General features: G+C 61.2%; 15 protein-coding genes and 1 pseudogene. 7 read left to right on the top strand and 9 right to left on the bottom strand.

Features of this window, described 5'->3' with window-relative positions:
* Positions 1-125 precede the first annotated feature (125 nt).
* Genes ACY8D3_RS06300 through imuA form a run of 3 tightly spaced genes read right to left on the bottom strand, consistent with a single transcriptional unit; the run spans position 126 to position 5,245 of the window.
* Positions 126-3,206: an error-prone DNA polymerase gene (locus ACY8D3_RS06300; protein WP_462382600.1), complete on the bottom strand. Its 3,081-nt coding sequence runs from the start codon at positions 3,204-3,206 to the stop codon at positions 126-128.
* The gene (locus ACY8D3_RS06295) at positions 3,203-4,618 is read right to left on the bottom strand and encodes a Y-family DNA polymerase (protein WP_462382598.1); all 1,416 of its coding nucleotides are present in this window, start codon (positions 4,616-4,618) and stop codon (positions 3,203-3,205) included. Before ACY8D3_RS06295 ends, ACY8D3_RS06300 begins: the two co-directional genes overlap by 4 nt.
* Positions 4,619-4,627: 9 nt before the next feature.
* The gene (gene imuA / locus ACY8D3_RS06290; protein WP_462382596.1) at positions 4,628-5,245 is read right to left on the bottom strand and encodes a translesion DNA synthesis-associated protein ImuA; all 618 of its coding nucleotides are present in this window, start codon (positions 5,243-5,245) and stop codon (positions 4,628-4,630) included.
* 438 nt (positions 5,246-5,683) lie between these two features.
* On the opposite strand from imuA, the gene ACY8D3_RS06285 reads away from it, so the two are divergent.
* A complete protein-coding gene (locus tag ACY8D3_RS06285; protein ID WP_462382594.1) occupies positions 5,684-7,795 on the top strand; it encodes an ATP-binding protein in 2,112 nt (703 codons plus the stop codon).
* Between the two features lie 128 nt (positions 7,796-7,923).
* Complete coding sequence (locus ACY8D3_RS06280) at positions 7,924-8,115, top strand: hypothetical protein (RefSeq protein ID WP_462382592.1); 192 nt, start codon at positions 7,924-7,926, stop codon at positions 8,113-8,115.
* A gap of 80 nt (positions 8,116-8,195) precedes the next feature.
* On the opposite strand, the gene ACY8D3_RS06275 is transcribed toward ACY8D3_RS06280, so the two are convergent.
* On the bottom strand, positions 8,196-8,630 hold the full coding sequence (locus ACY8D3_RS06275; RefSeq protein ID WP_462382590.1) for an NUDIX hydrolase: 435 nt from the start codon (positions 8,628-8,630) through the stop codon (positions 8,196-8,198).
* A 335-nt stretch (positions 8,631-8,965) separates the two neighbouring features.
* Here ACY8D3_RS06275 and phnD point away from each other — a divergent pair, with 335 nt between their 5' ends.
* The 5 genes from phnD to ACY8D3_RS06250 all read left to right on the top strand — a co-directional run bounded on the left by phnD (position 8,966) and on the right by ACY8D3_RS06250 (position 13,163).
* Positions 8,966-9,925 (top strand): phosphate/phosphite/phosphonate ABC transporter substrate-binding protein, encoded by a 960-nt coding sequence (gene phnD / locus ACY8D3_RS06270; protein WP_462382588.1) that lies wholly within the window; start codon positions 8,966-8,968, stop codon positions 9,923-9,925.
* A 70-nt stretch (positions 9,926-9,995) separates the two neighbouring features.
* The gene (gene phnC / locus ACY8D3_RS06265) at positions 9,996-10,853 is read left to right on the top strand and encodes a phosphonate ABC transporter ATP-binding protein (protein WP_462382587.1); all 858 of its coding nucleotides are present in this window, start codon (positions 9,996-9,998) and stop codon (positions 10,851-10,853) included.
* Entirely contained in the window at positions 10,850-11,671 is an 822-nt protein-coding gene (gene phnE, locus ACY8D3_RS06260) for a phosphonate ABC transporter, permease protein PhnE (protein WP_462382586.1), read from the top strand. The genes phnC and phnE (ACY8D3_RS06260) overlap by 4 nt, the downstream gene beginning before the upstream one ends.
* Before the next feature lie 10 nt (positions 11,672-11,681).
* On the top strand, positions 11,682-12,497 hold the full coding sequence (phnE, locus tag ACY8D3_RS06255) for a phosphonate ABC transporter, permease protein PhnE (protein WP_462382585.1): 816 nt from the start codon (positions 11,682-11,684) through the stop codon (positions 12,495-12,497).
* A 60-nt stretch (positions 12,498-12,557) separates the two neighbouring features.
* Positions 12,558-13,163: an inorganic diphosphatase gene (locus ACY8D3_RS06250; RefSeq protein WP_462382583.1), complete on the top strand. Its 606-nt coding sequence runs from the start codon at positions 12,558-12,560 to the stop codon at positions 13,161-13,163.
* Positions 13,164-13,239: 76 nt separating this feature from the next.
* Here the strand turns inward: ACY8D3_RS06250 and ACY8D3_RS06245 are convergent, their stop codons facing one another.
* From ACY8D3_RS06245 to dkgB, 5 genes and pseudogenes are all read right to left on the bottom strand, one after another.
* Positions 13,240-14,004, bottom strand: coding sequence for a methyl-accepting chemotaxis protein (locus ACY8D3_RS06245; RefSeq protein WP_462384268.1), 765 nt, complete (start codon positions 14,002-14,004; stop codon positions 13,240-13,242).
* 141 nt (positions 14,005-14,145) lie between these two features.
* A pseudogene (locus ACY8D3_RS06240) lies at positions 14,146-15,081 on the bottom strand (cache domain-containing protein); the annotation flags it as partial.
* Positions 15,082-15,279: 198 nt separating this feature from the next.
* Entirely contained in the window at positions 15,280-15,684 is a 405-nt protein-coding gene (locus ACY8D3_RS06235; RefSeq protein ID WP_462382582.1) for an SRPBCC family protein, read from the bottom strand.
* A 100-nt stretch (positions 15,685-15,784) separates the two neighbouring features.
* Positions 15,785-16,951: an MFS transporter gene (locus ACY8D3_RS06230; protein WP_462382580.1), complete on the bottom strand. Its 1,167-nt coding sequence runs from the start codon at positions 16,949-16,951 to the stop codon at positions 15,785-15,787.
* Between the two features lie 79 nt (positions 16,952-17,030).
* A complete protein-coding gene (gene dkgB / locus ACY8D3_RS06225) occupies positions 17,031-17,834 on the bottom strand; it encodes a 2,5-didehydrogluconate reductase DkgB (protein WP_462382578.1) in 804 nt (267 codons plus the stop codon).
* Between the last annotated feature and the right edge of the window lie 204 nt (positions 17,835-18,038).

Raw genomic sequence — 18,038 nt, 5'->3', positions numbered from 1 at the left:
TTGTATTGGCACGAGTTCAGCCGGAGGCTGCACGAGTGAATAGCCCTTTAATGCTGTGCTGGAAATCTGAAAAAGCGATCAGGGCCAGCCGTACTGACGTGGCTCGATCCCGACCTGAAGCGGGACTATTGGAAATCCCGGCTACGCACATCAAGCCCGGTGAGCAGTGACGTGAGGTCGATCATCCGGCGGGCAATGACATGAATGACGCCACCTTCCGATTCGAGTCGCCCTTCCACCTTCATCAATCTCGACTCCAGCAATGCGCGGCGCTGCCGTTCGGCGAGGTCTTTCCAGACGACGATATTGACCATGCCGAACTCGTCTTCAAGGGTCACGAAGACCGTCCCTCCTGCTGTGCCCGGCCGCTGCCGGCCAACGACCAGGCCTGCAATGGAGATGAACCGCCCATGCTCAATGGCCTTCAAGTCGCGTGAAGCCCTGCAGCGCTGCGCTCTTAACGCACCGCGCAGCAACTTGATGGGATGATGGTTCAGCGTTGTACCGACGGTGTCGTAATCGGCGCGCACGTCCTCACCCACCGAAGGCAGCGGCAGGCTGACCTGGGCCTCCAACGTCGCAGGTTGGTCTTCGAACAGCGGCCGCTGCACTTCGACGCCTGCCACCGCCCAGCGCGCCTTGTGCCGATGCCCGGCCAGGCTTCGCAGTGCCCCCGCATCCGCGAGCCGCTCAGACGCATGGCGTTCGAGCCCGGCGCGGCGTACCAGATCATCGACAGTCGTGAAATTCGCCAGAGAGCGGGCCTGCATGATCTGCCTGGCGTCGTTCTCTCTGAACCCGCGAATCATGCGCATGCCGAGACGGATTCCGGGCTGGCCGCCCCGCCCTTCTCCTTCGAGGGTGCAATCCCAATCGCTGTAGCGCACATCGACAGGCAGCGTCTTGATGCCCTGCCGGCGTGCATGCTGAAGCAGCTGATCGGGGCTATAAAAACCCATGGGCCAGCTGTTGATCAGCGCTGCGGTAAAGGCAGCCGGCTCATGGCATTTCAACCAGCAGCTGGCATAGGTAATGAGCGCAAAGCTTGCCGCGTGCGATTCGGGAAACCCATAGCTGCCGAAGCCCTTGATCTGCTCGAAGATGCGCTCGGCGAATTCCTGTGTGTAGCCATTGGCATTCATGCGTTCCATGAGCCGCTTCTGGTGCGGCTCCAGCCCACCATGACGCTTCCAGGCCGCCATCGAGCGCCGTAGCTGGTCGGCTTCACCGGGCGAATAGTCGGCCGCCACGATTGCCAGCTCCATCACCTGTTCCTGGAACAGCGGCACACCCAGGGTGCGCTCGAACACCTTGCGCAGCTTATCGTTGGGATACACGACCGGTTCCAGGCCGTTACGCCTGCGCAGATAGGGATGCACCATGTCACCCACGATGGGGCCAGGCCGTACGATAGCCACCTCGATGACCAGATCGTAGAAGGTTCTGGGTTTAAGCCTGGGCAACATCGACATCTGGGCTCGCGACTCGATCTGGAACACGCCCATGGTGTCGGCGCGGCTGATCATCTCGTAGGTGGCCGGGTCTTCAGCCGGAATGGTCGCAATGGTTAAAGGCGACCGCTGACGATACCGAGCGACAAGGTCGAAGCAGCGCTTGAGCGCCGTCAACATGCCCAGCGCGAGGATATCGACCTTGAGCAACCCGAGCAGGTCCAGATCGTCCTTGTCCCACTGAATCACGGTCCGGCCTGGCATGCTGGCGTTCTCGACAGGGACGAGCGTGTCGAGGGGTTGCTCGGAAATCACGAAGCCGCCGGGGTGCTGGGACAGATGCCGGGGGAAGCCGATCAGTTCTTCTGTCAGCACCATCACCTGATGAATGACGGGGCTGTCGGGATCGAAGCCCTCTTCGCGCAGCCGCTCGGGCGGCGGAATCTGATCACTCCAGCGACCACAGCAGTTGGCCAGGGCATTCACCTGATCGGGCGGCAGGCCAAGCGCCTTGGCAACGTCCCGAACAGCGCCGGCGCCATGATAGGTGCTTGCTACGGCGGTGATCGCCGCGCGGCGACGTCCGTAGCGCTGGAAGACGTACTGGATAACCTCTTCCCGGCGTTCATGCTCGAAGTCCACATCGATATCGGGCGGCTCATTGCGCTCCTTCGAAATGAAACGCTCGAACAGCAGGTTCACCCGCCCGGGATCGAGCTCCGTGATGCCGAGCGCGAAGCATACAGCCGAGTTCGCAGCCGAACCGCGCCCCTGACAAAGAATGCCCTGGCGGCGGGCAAATGCGACGATGTCGTGCACCGTGAGGAAGTAACTTTCGTACTTCAACTCCGAGATGAGTTTGAGTTCTTTCTCGATCTGAGCACGTGCGCTCGGCCCGATGCCTTCGGGCCAGCGATGACGAATGCCAACCTCGGTCAGGTGACGCAGCCATGAGGCCGGCGTGTGCCCCTTGCCGACTACCTCGTGCGGATACTCGTATTTGAGTTGATCGAGGCTAAAGCGGCAGCGCTGTGAGAGGCGGACCGTTTCTGCCAACAGCTCGGCAGGGTAGCGATCGGCCAGGAGTTCGCGCGAACGCAGGTGACGCTCACCATTGGGAAACAACCGGAAACCGGCCTCCGCCACCGTGCAGTGGTGCCTGATGGCAGTCATGGTGTCCTGCAGGGCGCGGCGTCCGCGGGCATGCATGTGCACGTCACCCGCAGCCACCATGGGTATTTCGAGCAGAGCCGCCGCCTGTGTGAGCTGGGTGAGGCGCGCTTTGTCATCCGGGCCCTGGTGCAATTCCACACCCAGCCACAGCCGGTCACCAAAAATGGATCTCAACCAGTGCCCATGTGCCAGCGTGCAAGCCTCATCGGGAATCCAGAGTGCGAGCAGGCCGTCGGTACCGTGCCGAAAGTCGTCGTGCACCAGTTGATAGCTGCCCTTCTCGGCCCGCCCTCGGGCTTGGCTGATCACGCGGCAAAGGGTCTGGTAGCCCTGCAGTGATTCGGCGAGCAGCACCATCTTCGGCCCTTTATCCAGGCTCATTTCGCTGCCGACGATGAGGGCCAACTGCGTTTTCTTCGAGGCCTGCCAGGCGCGAACGATGCCGGCCAGCGTGCACTCATCCGTGATTGCCAACGCCTCATAGCCTTCCCGAGCAGCACGCTCGAAAAGCTCCTGAGCGGTAGAGGCACCCCGCTGGAAACTGAAATTGGAGAGGCAGTGCAACTCGGCGTACCGGGTCATGAAAGCCACCCTTGTAGCTGGAAAGCACCGCCCTCCTTCAGCGAGCGAAATACCCAGGCACGGCGGCCATCGGGCGTTTCGATCCAATAGTAGTAGCGGCAGCGGTCCCGATGATCCCACCAGCCCGATTCGATTCGTTCGGGCCCGGCCAGGATGCGATAGACCGGTTCAGCGAAGGGTTCGGGGTCGCGCAGCAGCCACCCCGGCCTCAGCCTGGATTCGAAGGCCGCGCTGCGTTTCGAAGGCTCGTCGATCCGCCACGCACATTCGGGACGGTAGTCGGCCACCGGTACGATCGCACCGACGGCTTCATCACCCAAGCGCGCCCTCAACCGCTCCCGCAGGCGCTCCCAGCTGAGGTTCTGCTGAGGACGTTCGTCAAAGAGTTCACGGCGTTCGGGCAGAAACTCCGGAAGGTCCTGCGCCAATAGCCGCATGGCCAGCACTGGCGCAGGAACCGTGAGTTGCTCGAGCCGCCCTTTGGCCAGTTCGAAAAGCACATTGGCTTCGCGCTCGGCGCTGAGCAGGCCAATAGGCAACTCCGTATCCGGCAGGTTGCGATGCTCCAGATAAATGAAGAAGCGCTGGACCCCACTGTCCCGACCAGCCAGGAACGCGGCCAAATCGGCGGTAAGTCGGCGCAACGGGAACAAGAGCGCCTGATTCGATTCGACTTCAAAGTTGAGCTCAAGCCGCGTATCGAACGAATCGGGCGGCAGGTAGCACTCCAGCGCTATACCACGGGCGCCTAGGAGCGTATCCAGATGGCGCAGAAGATCAGCCGGGAAGCGTCGCGCCAGGGTGTCGCGAGGCAATTCCAGCATCTGCCGAAGCGTGCGAACCCCCATCCGTGAAAAGGCCGTACTGGCTTCAGGTTTCAACCCGAGCCGATCGACCGGCATCTTCCCCAGCACCCTGCGCAGCTCGCTGTTATCGGCTACCGCGATACCGTCGTGTGCATTGGCAAGCATCCGGGCCGCCACGGGGTTCGGCGCCACTGTGATGCGATGGCGAAATCCCAGTGAAGCCAGCTCCTCTCGCAGGCGTGACTCGAAGCGTGGCCATGGCCCAAAAAGTCCGAGGCTGGATTCGACTTCCATGACCAGCGCACGGGGGTAGTACAGGCTGACCTGCGAACTGAACCCATAGGCCCATGCGGCAAGAAATGTCTGCCAGCGCTCAATGGCGTCTTCGTCGTATTCAGCGGTGTCGAAGGATCGGCTTATGGCCTGGGCGGCCGTCAGCGTCATCCCTGGCTTCAACCCCAACTCCCGGGCAGCGGGATTGAGCGTCTGAACAATACGTCGCCCTGGCGTACCGCTTATCAGCGCAAGGGGGTCTGAAGGGTTTTCACGGTGACGGAGGACACCGTCCAGTGCCAATTGAGGAAACAGGATGCAAGCCCAGCGCATGACGGCCTCTCAATGGCTGACCGCCAAGGGAATGGCCACATCCGGCGCGAGCCCGCCCCGGCACTTCAAGACGCTCACCCGGTTTGGCCGGGTTTCCACGCACAGGCGCAATGCCGCTGGGGACGGATTGGCCGCCTCACGTAGTGGGCGCATGGCAAAGGCCAGCGTTTGCCCGGTTTCGGCGGCGACTTGCAAGCGCCGAAGCGCACGGTCATCAGCCTGGACAGGCCAACTCAACACAGCGCCGCAACTGCCCGAGCGCAGGCATTGTTCTGCGGCCCAGAGCGCCTCCTTCGTATTGGCCTCGATGATCGTCAGCCAGCGCAAGTCGACACCCGCCGCGAGCCAGGCGTGGGGATAGGGAACATGGGGCGGTGCAACCAGCACCACCCGCTCTGCCTGTTGGGTCAAGCGAGCCACGGTAGGCCAAAGCAACTGCAGCTCTCCACAGCCTTCGGCCGGCAACAGCACCTCACTCAGGGCGGACTCGGGCCAACCGCCGCTGGGTAGTACCGCATCGAGCTCAGCGATACCGGTGGGCTGGGCACTCGGTTGCGGCCGCGCGACCTTCCCTTTCCATACCCGACGCTGGTCGAACAGGGTATCCAGTGCAACGACCGAGCCCATCAGAACGCCCTCCAGGAATCGGTCACGTACATGTCTTTACCCTCTCCTAACCTGCCCCAGGGGCATGAATACTGTTTGCATATACAGTATTTGAAGACCCCTTTATTGGCAATGCGGAATCCGTCGAATCGAAGCGGCTGTGTTGAATCGAAAATTCAACGGACGCTCACCAACCGCTATACGACGGCGCTTTGGCTGGCACAGCGCCGTCCATCGCATGAGCCTGAGGCAATCAGGCCATTGCAAATCGGCAGCAACCCGCGTTCAATCGCGCCCCTTTCAGCTCAGCCCCGATGAACAGCCGCTTCGTTTCGAGGTCAACCGCGGAACGGTCATCAAGAACTCAGGGATTGCGCCGCTAACCTGGCAGATCCGATCGGCGCACGGCGCCGTCTCGCATTACCTGAATCTGCTTGCACTCTTCCGACGAGTTGGCGTGTGAACACCGATAATTCTCTTTCCGTACTAAAGCTCTTCGTCTGCGCCGAGCCTGGCCCGGATCAGGACCGCCTGGTCGCGTCGCTGGCCGAGCGCAACAGCGTCGAACGATGCGACGACATCTCCATGCTCGCGTCGAGACTGGATTCCTGCACCGGTTTGATTCTGCTGACTGAATCGATGCTGGATCAGGACCTGTCCAGCTTGAACGATGCGCTGAGTCACCAGCCCGACTGGTCCGCCATACCCCTGATAGTCATGGGTAGCAGCCCGGAAGCTATCGAAATGCGCGTGGCCGGTGCTTTTCCGACCGTTACCAACTTCGCCATCCTCGAAACCGAGGTGAGCCTGGTTTCGCTGGTCAGCATCGTGAACAGCGCCCTGCGCTCACGGCTACGTCAGTTCGATATGCGAGACCGCCTTTCGGAGTTGGCCGAAGAGCGTTCGCGGCTGACCACGCTGCTTGAAAACCTGCCGGTCGGCGTGAGCTTCATGAACAAGGATGGGCGTTCGCTGATCAGCAATACGCTCTATCGCAGCTTCGTGCCCAACGATGTGATTCCGTCGCGTGACCGGGGGCAGACGAACCGCTGGATTGGGCTTGATGAAAACGGGCGCATCATTGAACCCGACCAGTTCGCAGGGGCCCGCGCCTTGCGAGGAGAGACCGTCACCGGAATGGATTTCTGCTTCCGGACCGAAGCGCGAGAGTTCTGGACGCGCGTCAGCGCCGCCCCTCTGTACGACGAACAGGGCGAGCTCATCGGTGCGGCCAGCATGATCGTCGACATCAACGAAGAGAAGCACGCACAGCTTGCGCTCCGGCGTTTCAATGAAGAGCTGGAGGCCAAGGTCAAGGCCCGCACCCAGGACCTTGAATCCACTTTGGCCAAGCTTCGTGACGAGACAGCCGTACGCTCGCAGGCCGAGGAGCAGTTGCGCCATTCATTGAAGATGGAAGCGGTGGGCCAGTTGACGGGCGGCATCGCCCACGACTTCAACAACATGCTGACCGGCGTACTTGGATCGCTGGATCTCATGCGGTTGCGCCTGGCCAAATCCGATTTCGACAGCCTTCCGCGTTACCTCGACATTGCCCAGGCGTCGGCCAGCCGGGCTGCTGCGCTGACACAGCGTCTGCTGGCCTTTTCAAGGCGCCAGTCGCTGGAATCACGCGCCATGGCAATCGACGAATTGGTCATGTCGCTTAGCGAGTTGCTACGCCGGACGGTGACTGAGCAAATCAGGATCGAATTCGAGCTGGATTCAACCGTCGGTAGCGTACTCGCCGACAGCAACCAGCTCGAGAATGCGCTGCTTAACCTGGTCATCAATGCCCGGGATGCCATGCCGGATGGCGGTACCATTCACATCCGCACTCGTCCTTTCCATCTGGATGCCGAGCAGGCTTCCATTCATCACATGACACCAGGCGACTATATCTGCCTCGATGTCCAGGATACTGGAACGGGCATTCCGCCCTCCTTGCTGGACAAGGTCTGTGACCCCTTCTTCACCACCAAACCGCAGGGGCAAGGCACCGGGCTTGGCCTTTCGATGGTCTATGGGTTTGCCCGGCAGAGTCGGGGGCGCCTGTTCCTTTCAAGTGAAGTGGGCCGCGGCACGCTCGCCACGATCTGCCTTCCCATTGCCTCTACACCAGCTGTCGTCAACCCGCAAACGGTCAGCCAGGGCGCCATCGGTACCGGCCAGCACATTCTAGTCGTCGAAGATGATGATTCTGTACGGGTCATAAACCGGGACGTTCTGTCCGAACATGGTTATCAAGTGCATACCGTGAGTAACGGCCAGCAGGCACTCGACATACTGGATAGCCTGCCGGCCCTGGATTTATTGGTGACTGACGTTGGATTGCCGGGCATGAACGGCCGGCAGCTGGCCGAAGTAATGCAGCAACTGCGCCCTCGTCTACCCGTGCTATTTGTGACGGGCTATGCCGAGGGCGCCACCAATCGTGACCAGTTCCTGGGCGCGAGAATGCAATTGATCACCAAGCCATTCACGCCCGATCTACTGCTGCGCACCGTGGATGACATATTGCGCAACGCCCGCTTCGATGCTGAAAACCCTGTGCTCTGTACAGAAGACTGACCGGTCAAATTCTGGACCGCTCGAAGCGAAACGACGCACGACATGCGCGCTCTGAAACCCCGGGCTTGACAGCCGCCTTCGGTCCCGCCAAGGTGGCACCTCCTCTGGTCAAGCGACAGGAGATTCTGATGCAGACCGTTTCGGTTGTCTTGGATGAACTGGCCAGTCCACCGGCCTGGAAGGTACACGTAGGCGGCCTTGAGATGCGGTTCTATACCGCAGACGAGGCTCAGAGCTACGCGAGCACACTGCAGGAGCGTCTCGATGCTCCGCATGATTTGCCTACCGAACACATGTTCGCAGGCGAACCGGCTCGTTAAGCGACACCGCCGAGAGCCGAGTCTGTCGTACGGCTCTCGTCGACCCTTCTTATGGCACGCTCGTGCCGAACCCAACCTTTTTAGATGCCTACCAGCCAGCGCGCCGAGCGGCGGACGCGGCGCGTCGCCATCTCACCGGCCTTCATCCAGCAGCACGCCTTGATTTCGTTGGCGGCACACGGGGAACGATCGTCCGGGATATCGACCGCGAACAGGTAATGGCGCGTATTTTTCCACTCCACTGAGGTAAGGAATTCGGCACGCTGGCCTTCCAGCCCGGTTTCCTCCGCCAGCTCGCGCAATGCGGCTTCCTCTGGCGTTTCTTCGCGCTCGATCTTGCCGCCTGGCAATGACCATTTGGAACGTGCCTTGCGCACGAGCAAAATTTCATCGCCTCGACGGCAAAGTACGGTCGCACGGTGTTTGAGGGGTGCACTTGAGGTGTCTGCAGTCGAGAAATCTTGGCAAATGACCGCGGGCGGGTAAACGGTGGCTACCGCTTCGCTCTCCAGCATACGCATACGCTCCTTTTCAAACCTACCTTTCAAAGAGAGGCATCACTCGGCAAAGGTTCAACCCAAGCGACAATCATCCGGCGCGAAGATGACAAACCCTGAAACGGAAGCCTTTGCTGACAACTTGTTCAGCTTACGTTCAGTTAAGCATTAGGGATGTGAACCGGTTTCAGCCCCAGAAAGCACGCCGGTTTTGACACGGTTCAGCCTCATCGCACGCACAGCGCATGAGGCTAAAACCGCACTGCAACATTTCTGTCATCGCACTGCAGGAAAAACGTCAAACAAGCGACTTATCGTGGCCGCATTCAATGGATGCCCTCAAGGAAGTCGTCATGCTGAAAAAACGTCTGCACCTCAGTCTGCTGTGCACCCTGCTCGCCCCTCTGGCAAGCGTTACCCATGCGGCCGACCTGGCGGCACGCTACACCGATACAGCCGGCGACATGGTCGCGGATGCGCCTACCGATCCCAAGGCCTGGGTTGATCCAAACACCCTGATCTTCGCCTACACCCCGGTCGAAGACCCGGCTGTTTACGCCAAGGTCTGGGACGAGTTCCTTCAGCACATGGAAAAGGTCACGGGCAAGAAGGTGAAGTTCTTCCCGGTGCAGTCCAACGCCGCCCAGCTTGAAGCCATGCGCGCCGGCCGCCTGCACATCGCCGGCTTCAACACCGGTTCGGTTCCACTGGCCGTCAACTGCGCCGGCTTCGTACCGTTCACCATGATGGCGGACGAAAATGGCGACTACGGCTACCAGATGGAAATCATCACCTATCCAGGTAGCGGCATCGACAATGTCGAGGGCTTGAAAGGCCATACCCTGGCCTTCACCTCCCCCACTTCCAACTCAGGTTTCAAGGCGCCATCGGCCCTGCTCAAGTCCGAGTTCAACCTCGAAGCCGACAAGGACTTCAAGACAGCCTTCTCTGGCAAGCATGACAACTCGATCATGGGCGTGGTCAACCACGACTACGACGCCGCGGCCATTGCCAACTCCGTCCTGAATCAGATGCAGGCCCGCGGCGTGGTGAAGGAAGACCAGTACAAGTCCCTCTACACCTCCCAGACCTTCCCGACTACCGCCTACGGCTACGTCTACAACCTCAAGCCGGAACTGGCCGAGAAAGTGCGTGAAGGGTTCGAGACTTTCGAATGGAAAGGTTCCGCACTCGAAGCGGAATTCAAGAACTCCGGGCAGGCTCAATTCATCCCGATCACCTACAAGCAGCACTGGGAAGTCGTCCGCAAGATCGACCAGGCCATGGACGTGAGCTACCAGTGCGAGAAGTGATTTCCAGCCGCTCCGAAGCCGGTTCGCCGGCTTCCACCACCGCCCTGATGAGTGCCTTGAGGAGGCCGACATGACCCTGCTCGAAATCGAACGCCTCAACAAGCGCTATGCCAGCGGCGACCAGGCGTTGACCGATATTCGCCTGTCGCTGCCCAAGGGCCAGGTCATGGCCCTGATCGGGCCGTCCGGCGCGGGCAAGAGCACCCTGATCCGCTGCATCAACCGGCTGGTCGAACCTACCGATGGTGAGATTCGCCTCGATGGGCTCGCCTTGACCGGGCTGCGCGCCGGGTCGCTGCGCAAGGCGCGCCGCCGGATGGGCATGATCTTCCAGGACCACGCCCTCGTCGATCGCCTGACCGTGATGGAGAACGTCCTGTCTGGCCGCTTGGGCTATGTGGGCTTCTGGCGCAGCTTCTGGCGGCGCTATCCAAGAGAAGACGTGCGTGAAGCGTTTCGCCTGCTCGAGCGCGTGGGCCTGGCACACGCCATCGACAAGCGCGCCGATGAACTCTCCGGAGGCCAGCGTCAGCGGGTCGGCATCGCACGCGCCCTGCTGCAAAATCCGGAACTGATGCTGATCGACGAACCCACCGCCAGTCTCGACCCCAAGACCTCCCGACAGATCATGCGTCTGATCCGCGAGCTCTGCGAGGAGCGCGGGTTGACCGCCATCATCAACATTCATGACGTAGACCTGGCACGACGTTTCTCGGACCGGATCGTCGGGCTGCACGCAGGCCGTATCGTTTTCGACGGCCCGCCCACCGCACTCGATGCCGAGACTCTGACGCGCATCTACGGCGAGGAAGACTGGGACAACGCCTACGACAGCGCCGCGACCGACGATGAAACGAGTGAGGACGAGCCCGTTTCCACGCCTCAACGCGCCCATGTCTACGCACCGCAACAGGCGCTCGCACGATGACGGTTTCCACCTCGCGCATTGATCTCGCTCGCGACGGTCACTGGAACCCGCCGTCGGCCTTTTCCAGCCAGACCCAACGCTGGGTGATCTATGGACTGGTACTGCTGTATCTGGTCCTGGCCGGCAACAGCATCCACCTCGACTGGAATCGCATCTCCGAAGGCTGGACCCGAGGACTTGCCTTCGCAGCTGGTTTCATCCACCCCGACTTCACCAGCCGCGGCGGCGATATCCTCGAAGGCCTGCTGGAAAGCCTCACGATGACGCTGGTCGCCACGGCACTTGGCATCCTGCTGGCCATTCCGGTCGGCCTGGGGGCGGCCCGCAATCTGGCGCCATTGCCGATCTACCTGTTCTGCCGCGGCGTGATCATGGTGTCACGGACGTTCCAGGAAGTGATCATCGCCATCCTGTTCGTTGTTATGTTCGGTTTCGGCCCACTGGCCGGCGTCGCCACGCTCGCGTTCGCCACGATCGGCTTCATGGCCAAGCTGCTGGCCGAAGACATCGAGGACATCGATCCGCGGCCGGTCGAAGGTATTCGCGCTACAGGGGCTGGCTGGTGGCAGGTGCTCAACCAGGCGGTGCAACCGCAGGTGATGCCGCGGCTGATCGGGCTTTCCCTGTACCGGCTGGATATCAACTTCCGCGAATCAGCCGTCATCGGCATCGTCGGTGCCGGCGGTATCGGCGCCACGCTGGGTACGGCCATGGATCGCTACGAATACGACACGGCGGCCGCCATCCTGCTGATCATCATCGGCATCGTCCTCGCAGCCGAATACCTGTCTGGCCACGTTCGCCGCTGGACCCAGTGAGACTTCTTCAATGCCTGTAACTCATACCGCTTCCAACGAGCCCATCTGGCGACGCCGCACGACCCGGCAGGAATGGGCTCACTGGCTCGGCTGGTTCGCCCTGGCGATCCTGATCGTCTTCAGCGCGCGCTTCATCTCCGAGAACACCCTTTGGGAGTTCGTCAGCGATGCGGGCAACCAGGGTGCAAACCTGATCGCCCGGATGATTCCACCGCAGTGGGACTACACCCCGGCACTGCTGCAGCCCCTTTGGGATACGCTCAACATCGCCACGCTCGGCACTGCCCTTGGGGTGGTGCTGGCGTTCCCGCTGGCCTTTCTCGCGGCACAAAACACAACGCCCTCCCCCGTAGTCCGCGCGTTTGCCCTGCTGGTGATCGTCTCGTCGCGCTCCATCAACTCGCTGATCTGGGCGATGCTGCTGGTCGCCATGCTTGGCCCGGGCGTACTCGCCGGCATCATCGCCATCGCCCTGCGCTCGATCGGGTTCGTCGGCAAGTTGCTGTACGAGGCCATCGAGGAGATCGATCCATCCCCGGTCGAAGCCATCGGCACCACAGGCGCGGGACGCCTCCAGGTCCTTCAGTTTGGCGTCATTCCACAGATCATGCCGAGCTTCGTGGGCACTACGCTGTACCGCTGGGACATCAACATTCGTGAATCAACCGTACTGGGTCTCGTGGGGGCCGGTGGCATCGGATTGCAACTGGACGCCGCCATCAACTACCTGGCCTGGGACCGGGTGAGCATTATTTTCGTGCTCATCTTCGCCACCGTTATCGCCTCGGAATGGCTCTCGGCGCGCCTGCGCCGGAAGCTCACCTGAAGCCTACGCCTGCACCGTCCGGTGCAGGCGCTTACCCTCACCACGTTCGAAGGAGTCACAATGAGAAATCGCTTGTGCGTGCTTGGATGCGCGCTGCTGTTGGCTGCCCCGTTCGCCATGGCTGCACCCACCATCGTCCAGCCCTACGCGGCGGCGCAGACCAAGAATGCGCCGGACGAAATCAACATGGTGGTCGAGATCCCGGCCGGCAGTTTCACCAAGTACGAGATCAACGAAGAAGGCCTGGTCTATGTCGATCGGTTCCAGTCGATGCCCGTGGTGTATCCCGCCAACTATGGTTCGATCACCCGTAGCCTTGCCGGGGACAATGACCCGCTCGATGCCATGGTGTTTACCCGCGAGCCACTGCCGCCAGGCGTGCTGATCAAGGTCCGGCCAATCGGCTATCTGAAAATGATGGACGACGGTGAAGCCGACGAGAAAATCATCGCCGTGCCCGCCACCAAGATCGATCCGACCTACGATGCCATCCAGGACATCAACGATCTGCCTGAGATCGAACGCCAGCGCATCGAAGCCTTCTTCAACGTCTACAAGCAGCTCCCCGCAGGCCGCAAGAAGGTCGAGCTGAGCGGTTTCGGCAACGCTGCCGAAGCCAAGGCGCTCATCAAGACGTCGCTGGACAACTACGTCGAGCCCAAGTAACCGAGCTTCAGATGCAAGAAAGGCCGAGTCCGTAAAGACTCGGCCTTTTCGTTACCGGAGGGAAACGCCGCCAGCGTCAGATCCGGAAGCCACCCACCAGGCGGTGTAGCCGGTCGGCTTCCTGCTCCAGCGCACTGCAGGCCTCCAGCGTTGCTTGCAGGTTGTCGACGCTGCGCTGGTTGATCAGGTTGATCTCGCTGATATCCATGTTGATGGTATCGACCACGGCGGTCTGCTCTTCCGTGGCGGCCGCAACCGACTGGTTCTGCCCATCGATCTCGCCGATGCGCTCGGTCACATTGCTCATGGTCACGCCGGCCTGCTCAGCGACCTGCACGCTGTGCAGGCTCTGCCGCTGGCTTTCCTTCATCAGTTCGACCGCATCGAGCGAGCCACTCTGCAGCTCTTCGATCATCTGCTGTATCTGCTGCGCCGAGCTCTGTGTGCGGCTGGCCAGCGAACGAACCTCGTCGGCTACCACGGCAAAGCCACGGCCGGCCTCGCCGGCACGCGCTGCCTCAATGGCCGCGTTCAATGCCAGCAGGTTGGTCTGCTCGGAAATCCCGCGGATCACATCCAGAATCTGCCCGATGTTGGCCGCCTTGGTGTTCAGCGCCTCGATATGTTCGCAGCTGGTGCCGATCTTGCGGGAAAGCGCCTGCATGGATTCAAGCGCTTCCTTCAGGACTTCACGCCCCTCTTCGCCTTCCGTTCGCGCCGTACTCGCCTGGGTAGACGCATGCGCGGCATTACCCGCGATTTCCTGTGCGGCCGCCCCCAGCTGATTGATCGCTGCTGCAACGCTTTCCGTTCGCTGGCTCTGATTGCCCGATTGCGCCATCGTTGCTTGCGAGGAACTCAACACGTTGCGTGTCACGCTGTTGAGCGCCTCGGTGCTCTGGGATACGTCACGAATGGACGCGTGAATACGCGCAACGAAGCGATTAAAGGCATCCGCCAACGCGCCAAATTCATCCTTCGACTTGACCGGCAGCCGACGCGTCAGATCGCCCTCGCCCTCGGCAATGTTGTCCATGGTGCGCGTCAGCTCGTTAAGTGGGCGCAACAGGGTGCGGATCAACACGCCCAGCAGGAGGAGAATCGCAATCACCGCGACAATCGTGGCGATGATTGCAAGGTTTCGCGCCTTGGAGACCGGCGCATAGGCCTTGTCTCCGTCAATCGAAAGCCCCAGGTACCACTTCACGGAGGGAAGCCCCTCGACTGGCGTGAAGCTCACCAGGCGCTCGACACCGCCCTGCTCCGTCCAGCTGAAGCCAGGCGAAACCGACGGTGTATGGGTCGGGAAGACATCCTTGAGGTTCTTCAGCACGTGGTCAGTATTGCCGCTCACCAGTACCTTGCCCTCGCTGTCGACAAGAAACGCTTCGCCCAGCCCGCCTGCGTCGAGTGATGTGATGATCTTGACGAGGGTGGACAGGTTCAGGTCGCCCGCCACCACACCCTGCAGTTGCCCACGGCGCATCAGTGGCGTCGCGATGGTGACGCCCAACTCGCCCGAGGAGGCGAACACATACGGCGGAGTAATGATCATGCCGCCTGTGGAGGTGGCCGTGTTGTACCAGGGACGCTTGCGTGGATCGTAGTCCGCCGGGAGCGGCTGTACGGGCCTTGCGGTATAGGTGCCATCCGTTTCACCCAGATAGGTGGAAACGAAATTTTCGGTGTAGATCTTTTCCTCGAGCAAACCAACCAGACCATCGCGCGAATCGTCACGCGCCAACATCTGTGCCTGTGTCTGGATCAGCTTTACGCGTGCATCGAGCCAATACGCGACGTTGCCCGCGGTGATCCGTCCGGTTTCGGTGAGCGATGCGCGCAGGCTCTGGTCAATCGCCTGGCGTTGCAGGTAGGCGTTGAATGCAGCGAACGCGGCGAGCGCGATCGTGACGATCACCGCCGCAGCGAGAAGAATCTTCTGTTGGAATTTCAGGTGTGAGAACACGGCGAGACATCCAGGTCGGGAAAGGAAGCTGCGTTAAACGGCGCAGCTGCCTTCTCCCTATCGGCTTGCCTTGCCGCTTCTTTAAGCGGCGCGAGAGAAACGCCTCAAAAGACTCCCGCGCTGCAGAAGTGTCGGCTCATCTCGAAGGAATCAATTGTCCAGCAGTGCTTCGAGTCCCTTTGCATACAGCCCATTGAACATCGCAGCCGCTTCATCTTCAGCGATACCTTCGGGTGTGAACTCGCTGAACCACTCCACGCGTGACCGGCTTGCAGAAATGGGCGCGACCCGCAGCGTGGCCACATAGTCACGAACCGGCGCCGGGCCCTGCACGATCGTGTAGCGGTAGCTGCGCTCTTCATCGCTGTACGCCAGCAACCGCTCGACGATGGTATTACCGTCGACGTCCGTCAGTGTTCGGATACGGCCGCCTTCACTGGCCTCGCTGCGTGCAATCGGCGGCAGCCATTCAGGCAATGCGCCGAAGCCGCCAATCCGATGCCAGAGGGTATCGGCGTTGCGGTCGATTTCGATGGATGCATAGGCGTACGTCATGATTAACCTCTGATGGAAAAGATGTGACGCTGAGTCAGGCACCGTGACGCTGACCCAGCGCGTTGTTATCGCGTCGGACGCTTTGACAACAGGCGATACGTCAGGCCGCGGGTTGAACGACAGGCTGTTGTTGCGGCCTGTTCGCCAGTACGAGCAACAGCCCTGCCAGTGCCAACAGCCCGCCTGCCACAGGGACCACGGCATAGCCCCAGCCGGCAGCCAGCACGCCGCCGCCCACGGCTGCACCTATCGCGTTGCCGAGGTTGAAGGCTCCAACGTTAACGGAGGACGCAAGGCCCGGCGCATCCGCAGCGGCCTGCATCACGCGTATCTGCACGGGCGGCACAATCGCGAACGTCACCACGCCCCACAGCAGCATTCCGAGCGCGGCGCCGACGTGGCTACCGAGCATGAACGGCAGCGCCATCATCGTCGCGGCGAGCAATGCCAAAAACAGCTTGGCGCTGCCGTCCAGCGACCAATCCGCAAGCTTGCCGCCAACCGTATTGCCAATGGTGAAGCCCAGCCCGATCAACACCAGGCACAGCGTGACGAAGCTGCCGGACGCACCGGTCAACGTACCCAATACCGGCGCCACATAGGTATACAGCGTGAACATGGCGCCCGAGCCCATCACCGTCGTGGCCATGGCCATCAGTACGGTCGGGCGCGTCAGCACGGCGAGCTCGCGACGTACGTTTGGCCGCTCGCCGGCTTCGCCCTTGGGCAGCGTCACCGCCAGGGCAGCAATCGCCAGTACACCCAGGACCGCCGTACCGGCGAACGCCATGCGCCAGCCGATCTGCTGGCCAATCCACGTGGCCACAGGCACGCCGCCGATGTTGGCTATTGTCAGGCCCATGAACATGGTGGCAACCGCACTGGCGCGCTTCTCCTTGGGCACCAAGCTCGCAGCCAGTACCGAACCCAGGCCGAAAAAGGCGCCATGCGACATGCTGGTCAGTACGCGTGCGATAAGCAGCGTCCAGTAACCGATAGAGACTGCCGACAGCAGGTTGCCGATCACGAAGATGCCCATCAGCAACATCAGCGAGCGCTTCATTGGATAGCGGCTCAACGCAAGCGTCATGAGCGGCGCACCGATCATGACGCCCAGTGCATAGGCGGTGATCAGCATGCCGGCGGTTGGGATGGAAACACCGATGCCGGTCGAAATCACCGGCAACAGGCCCATCGGGGAAAACTCGGTGGTGCCGATGCCAAACGCGCCGACAGCCAGGGCAAGCAGTGCCCAGGTTGATTTCATGGGAATCTCCAATAAAGGGAGGTGCGAGGTGATCACGCCTCGCACCCGAATCGAAATCAGGGGGGAAGGTGCGGGCCGATCAATCCCACTCAGGCGCCAACCCTTCCGGGCTGACTTCGCGACCATTGCGCTCGAGCGTGGCAATCCGGGCCATGTCCTCGTCGTCCAGCGGCAGGCCCTGCGCCAACAGGTTGCTCGCCAGGTTTTCCCGCTTGGTCGAGGACGGAATCACGGCATAGCCGCACTTCAACGCCCAGGCCAGCGCCACCTGCGCAGGCGTGGCACGGTGCTTCTCGGCAATTGCGATGAGGACCGGGTCCTTCAGCACCTTGCCGTAAGCCAGCGTCATGTAAGACGTAACCGCGATGCCTTCCTCCTTCAGGTACGCCGTGAGGGCGCGGTTCTGCAGGTAGGGGCTCAATTCGATCTGGTTGGTGGCGATTTCCCCACGGCCCACTACGTCGATCGCCTGCCGTGTCAGCGCGATGTTGAAGTTGGATACGCCGATTTCGCGGGTTAACCCCTGCGCCTTGGCCTCGGCGAGTGCCGTCACGTACTCGCTGAGGTCTACGCCTTTGCTCGGGGCCGGCCAATGGATCAGGGTCAGGTCGACCTTGTCCGTACGCAGTTTGTCCAGGCTTTCGTGGAGGCTTGGGATCAGCTTCTCCCTGGAGAAATTGTCGACCCAGATCTTCGTGGTGATGTAGAGGGACTCGCGTGCAACGCCGCTTTGCGCAATCGCCTCCCCTACCTCGGCCTCGTTGTTGTAGATCTGCGCGGTATCGATGGCGCGGTAACCCACTTCCAGTGCGTTGCGAACAGAATCGATGGCAGTCTGGCCAGTCAGTCGGAACGTACCGACGCCGAATACAGGAAGAGTCATAACAGCTCCAAATCAGCGCGCCTCCATCACTCGCTGGCGAGCGAAAGGCGCTATCTCATGAATGTGGGGCCAGTGTGACGGGATGTTGCTTGCAGATTAAGTCGTCATTCGGCCAAACATTTTTGCGTTAGGGTAAACAATGGCGACCTTATCGCCTCCCGGACTCCGGGCGCGAGGTCATTACCAACACGCGATAGCGCTCGA

The sequence above is a fragment of the Pseudomonas sp. Marseille-QA0892 genome (assembly GCF_054950135.1).
The sequence above is the reverse complement of the archived record's forward strand: the minus strand, read 5'-3'. Positions and strand labels throughout refer to the sequence as shown.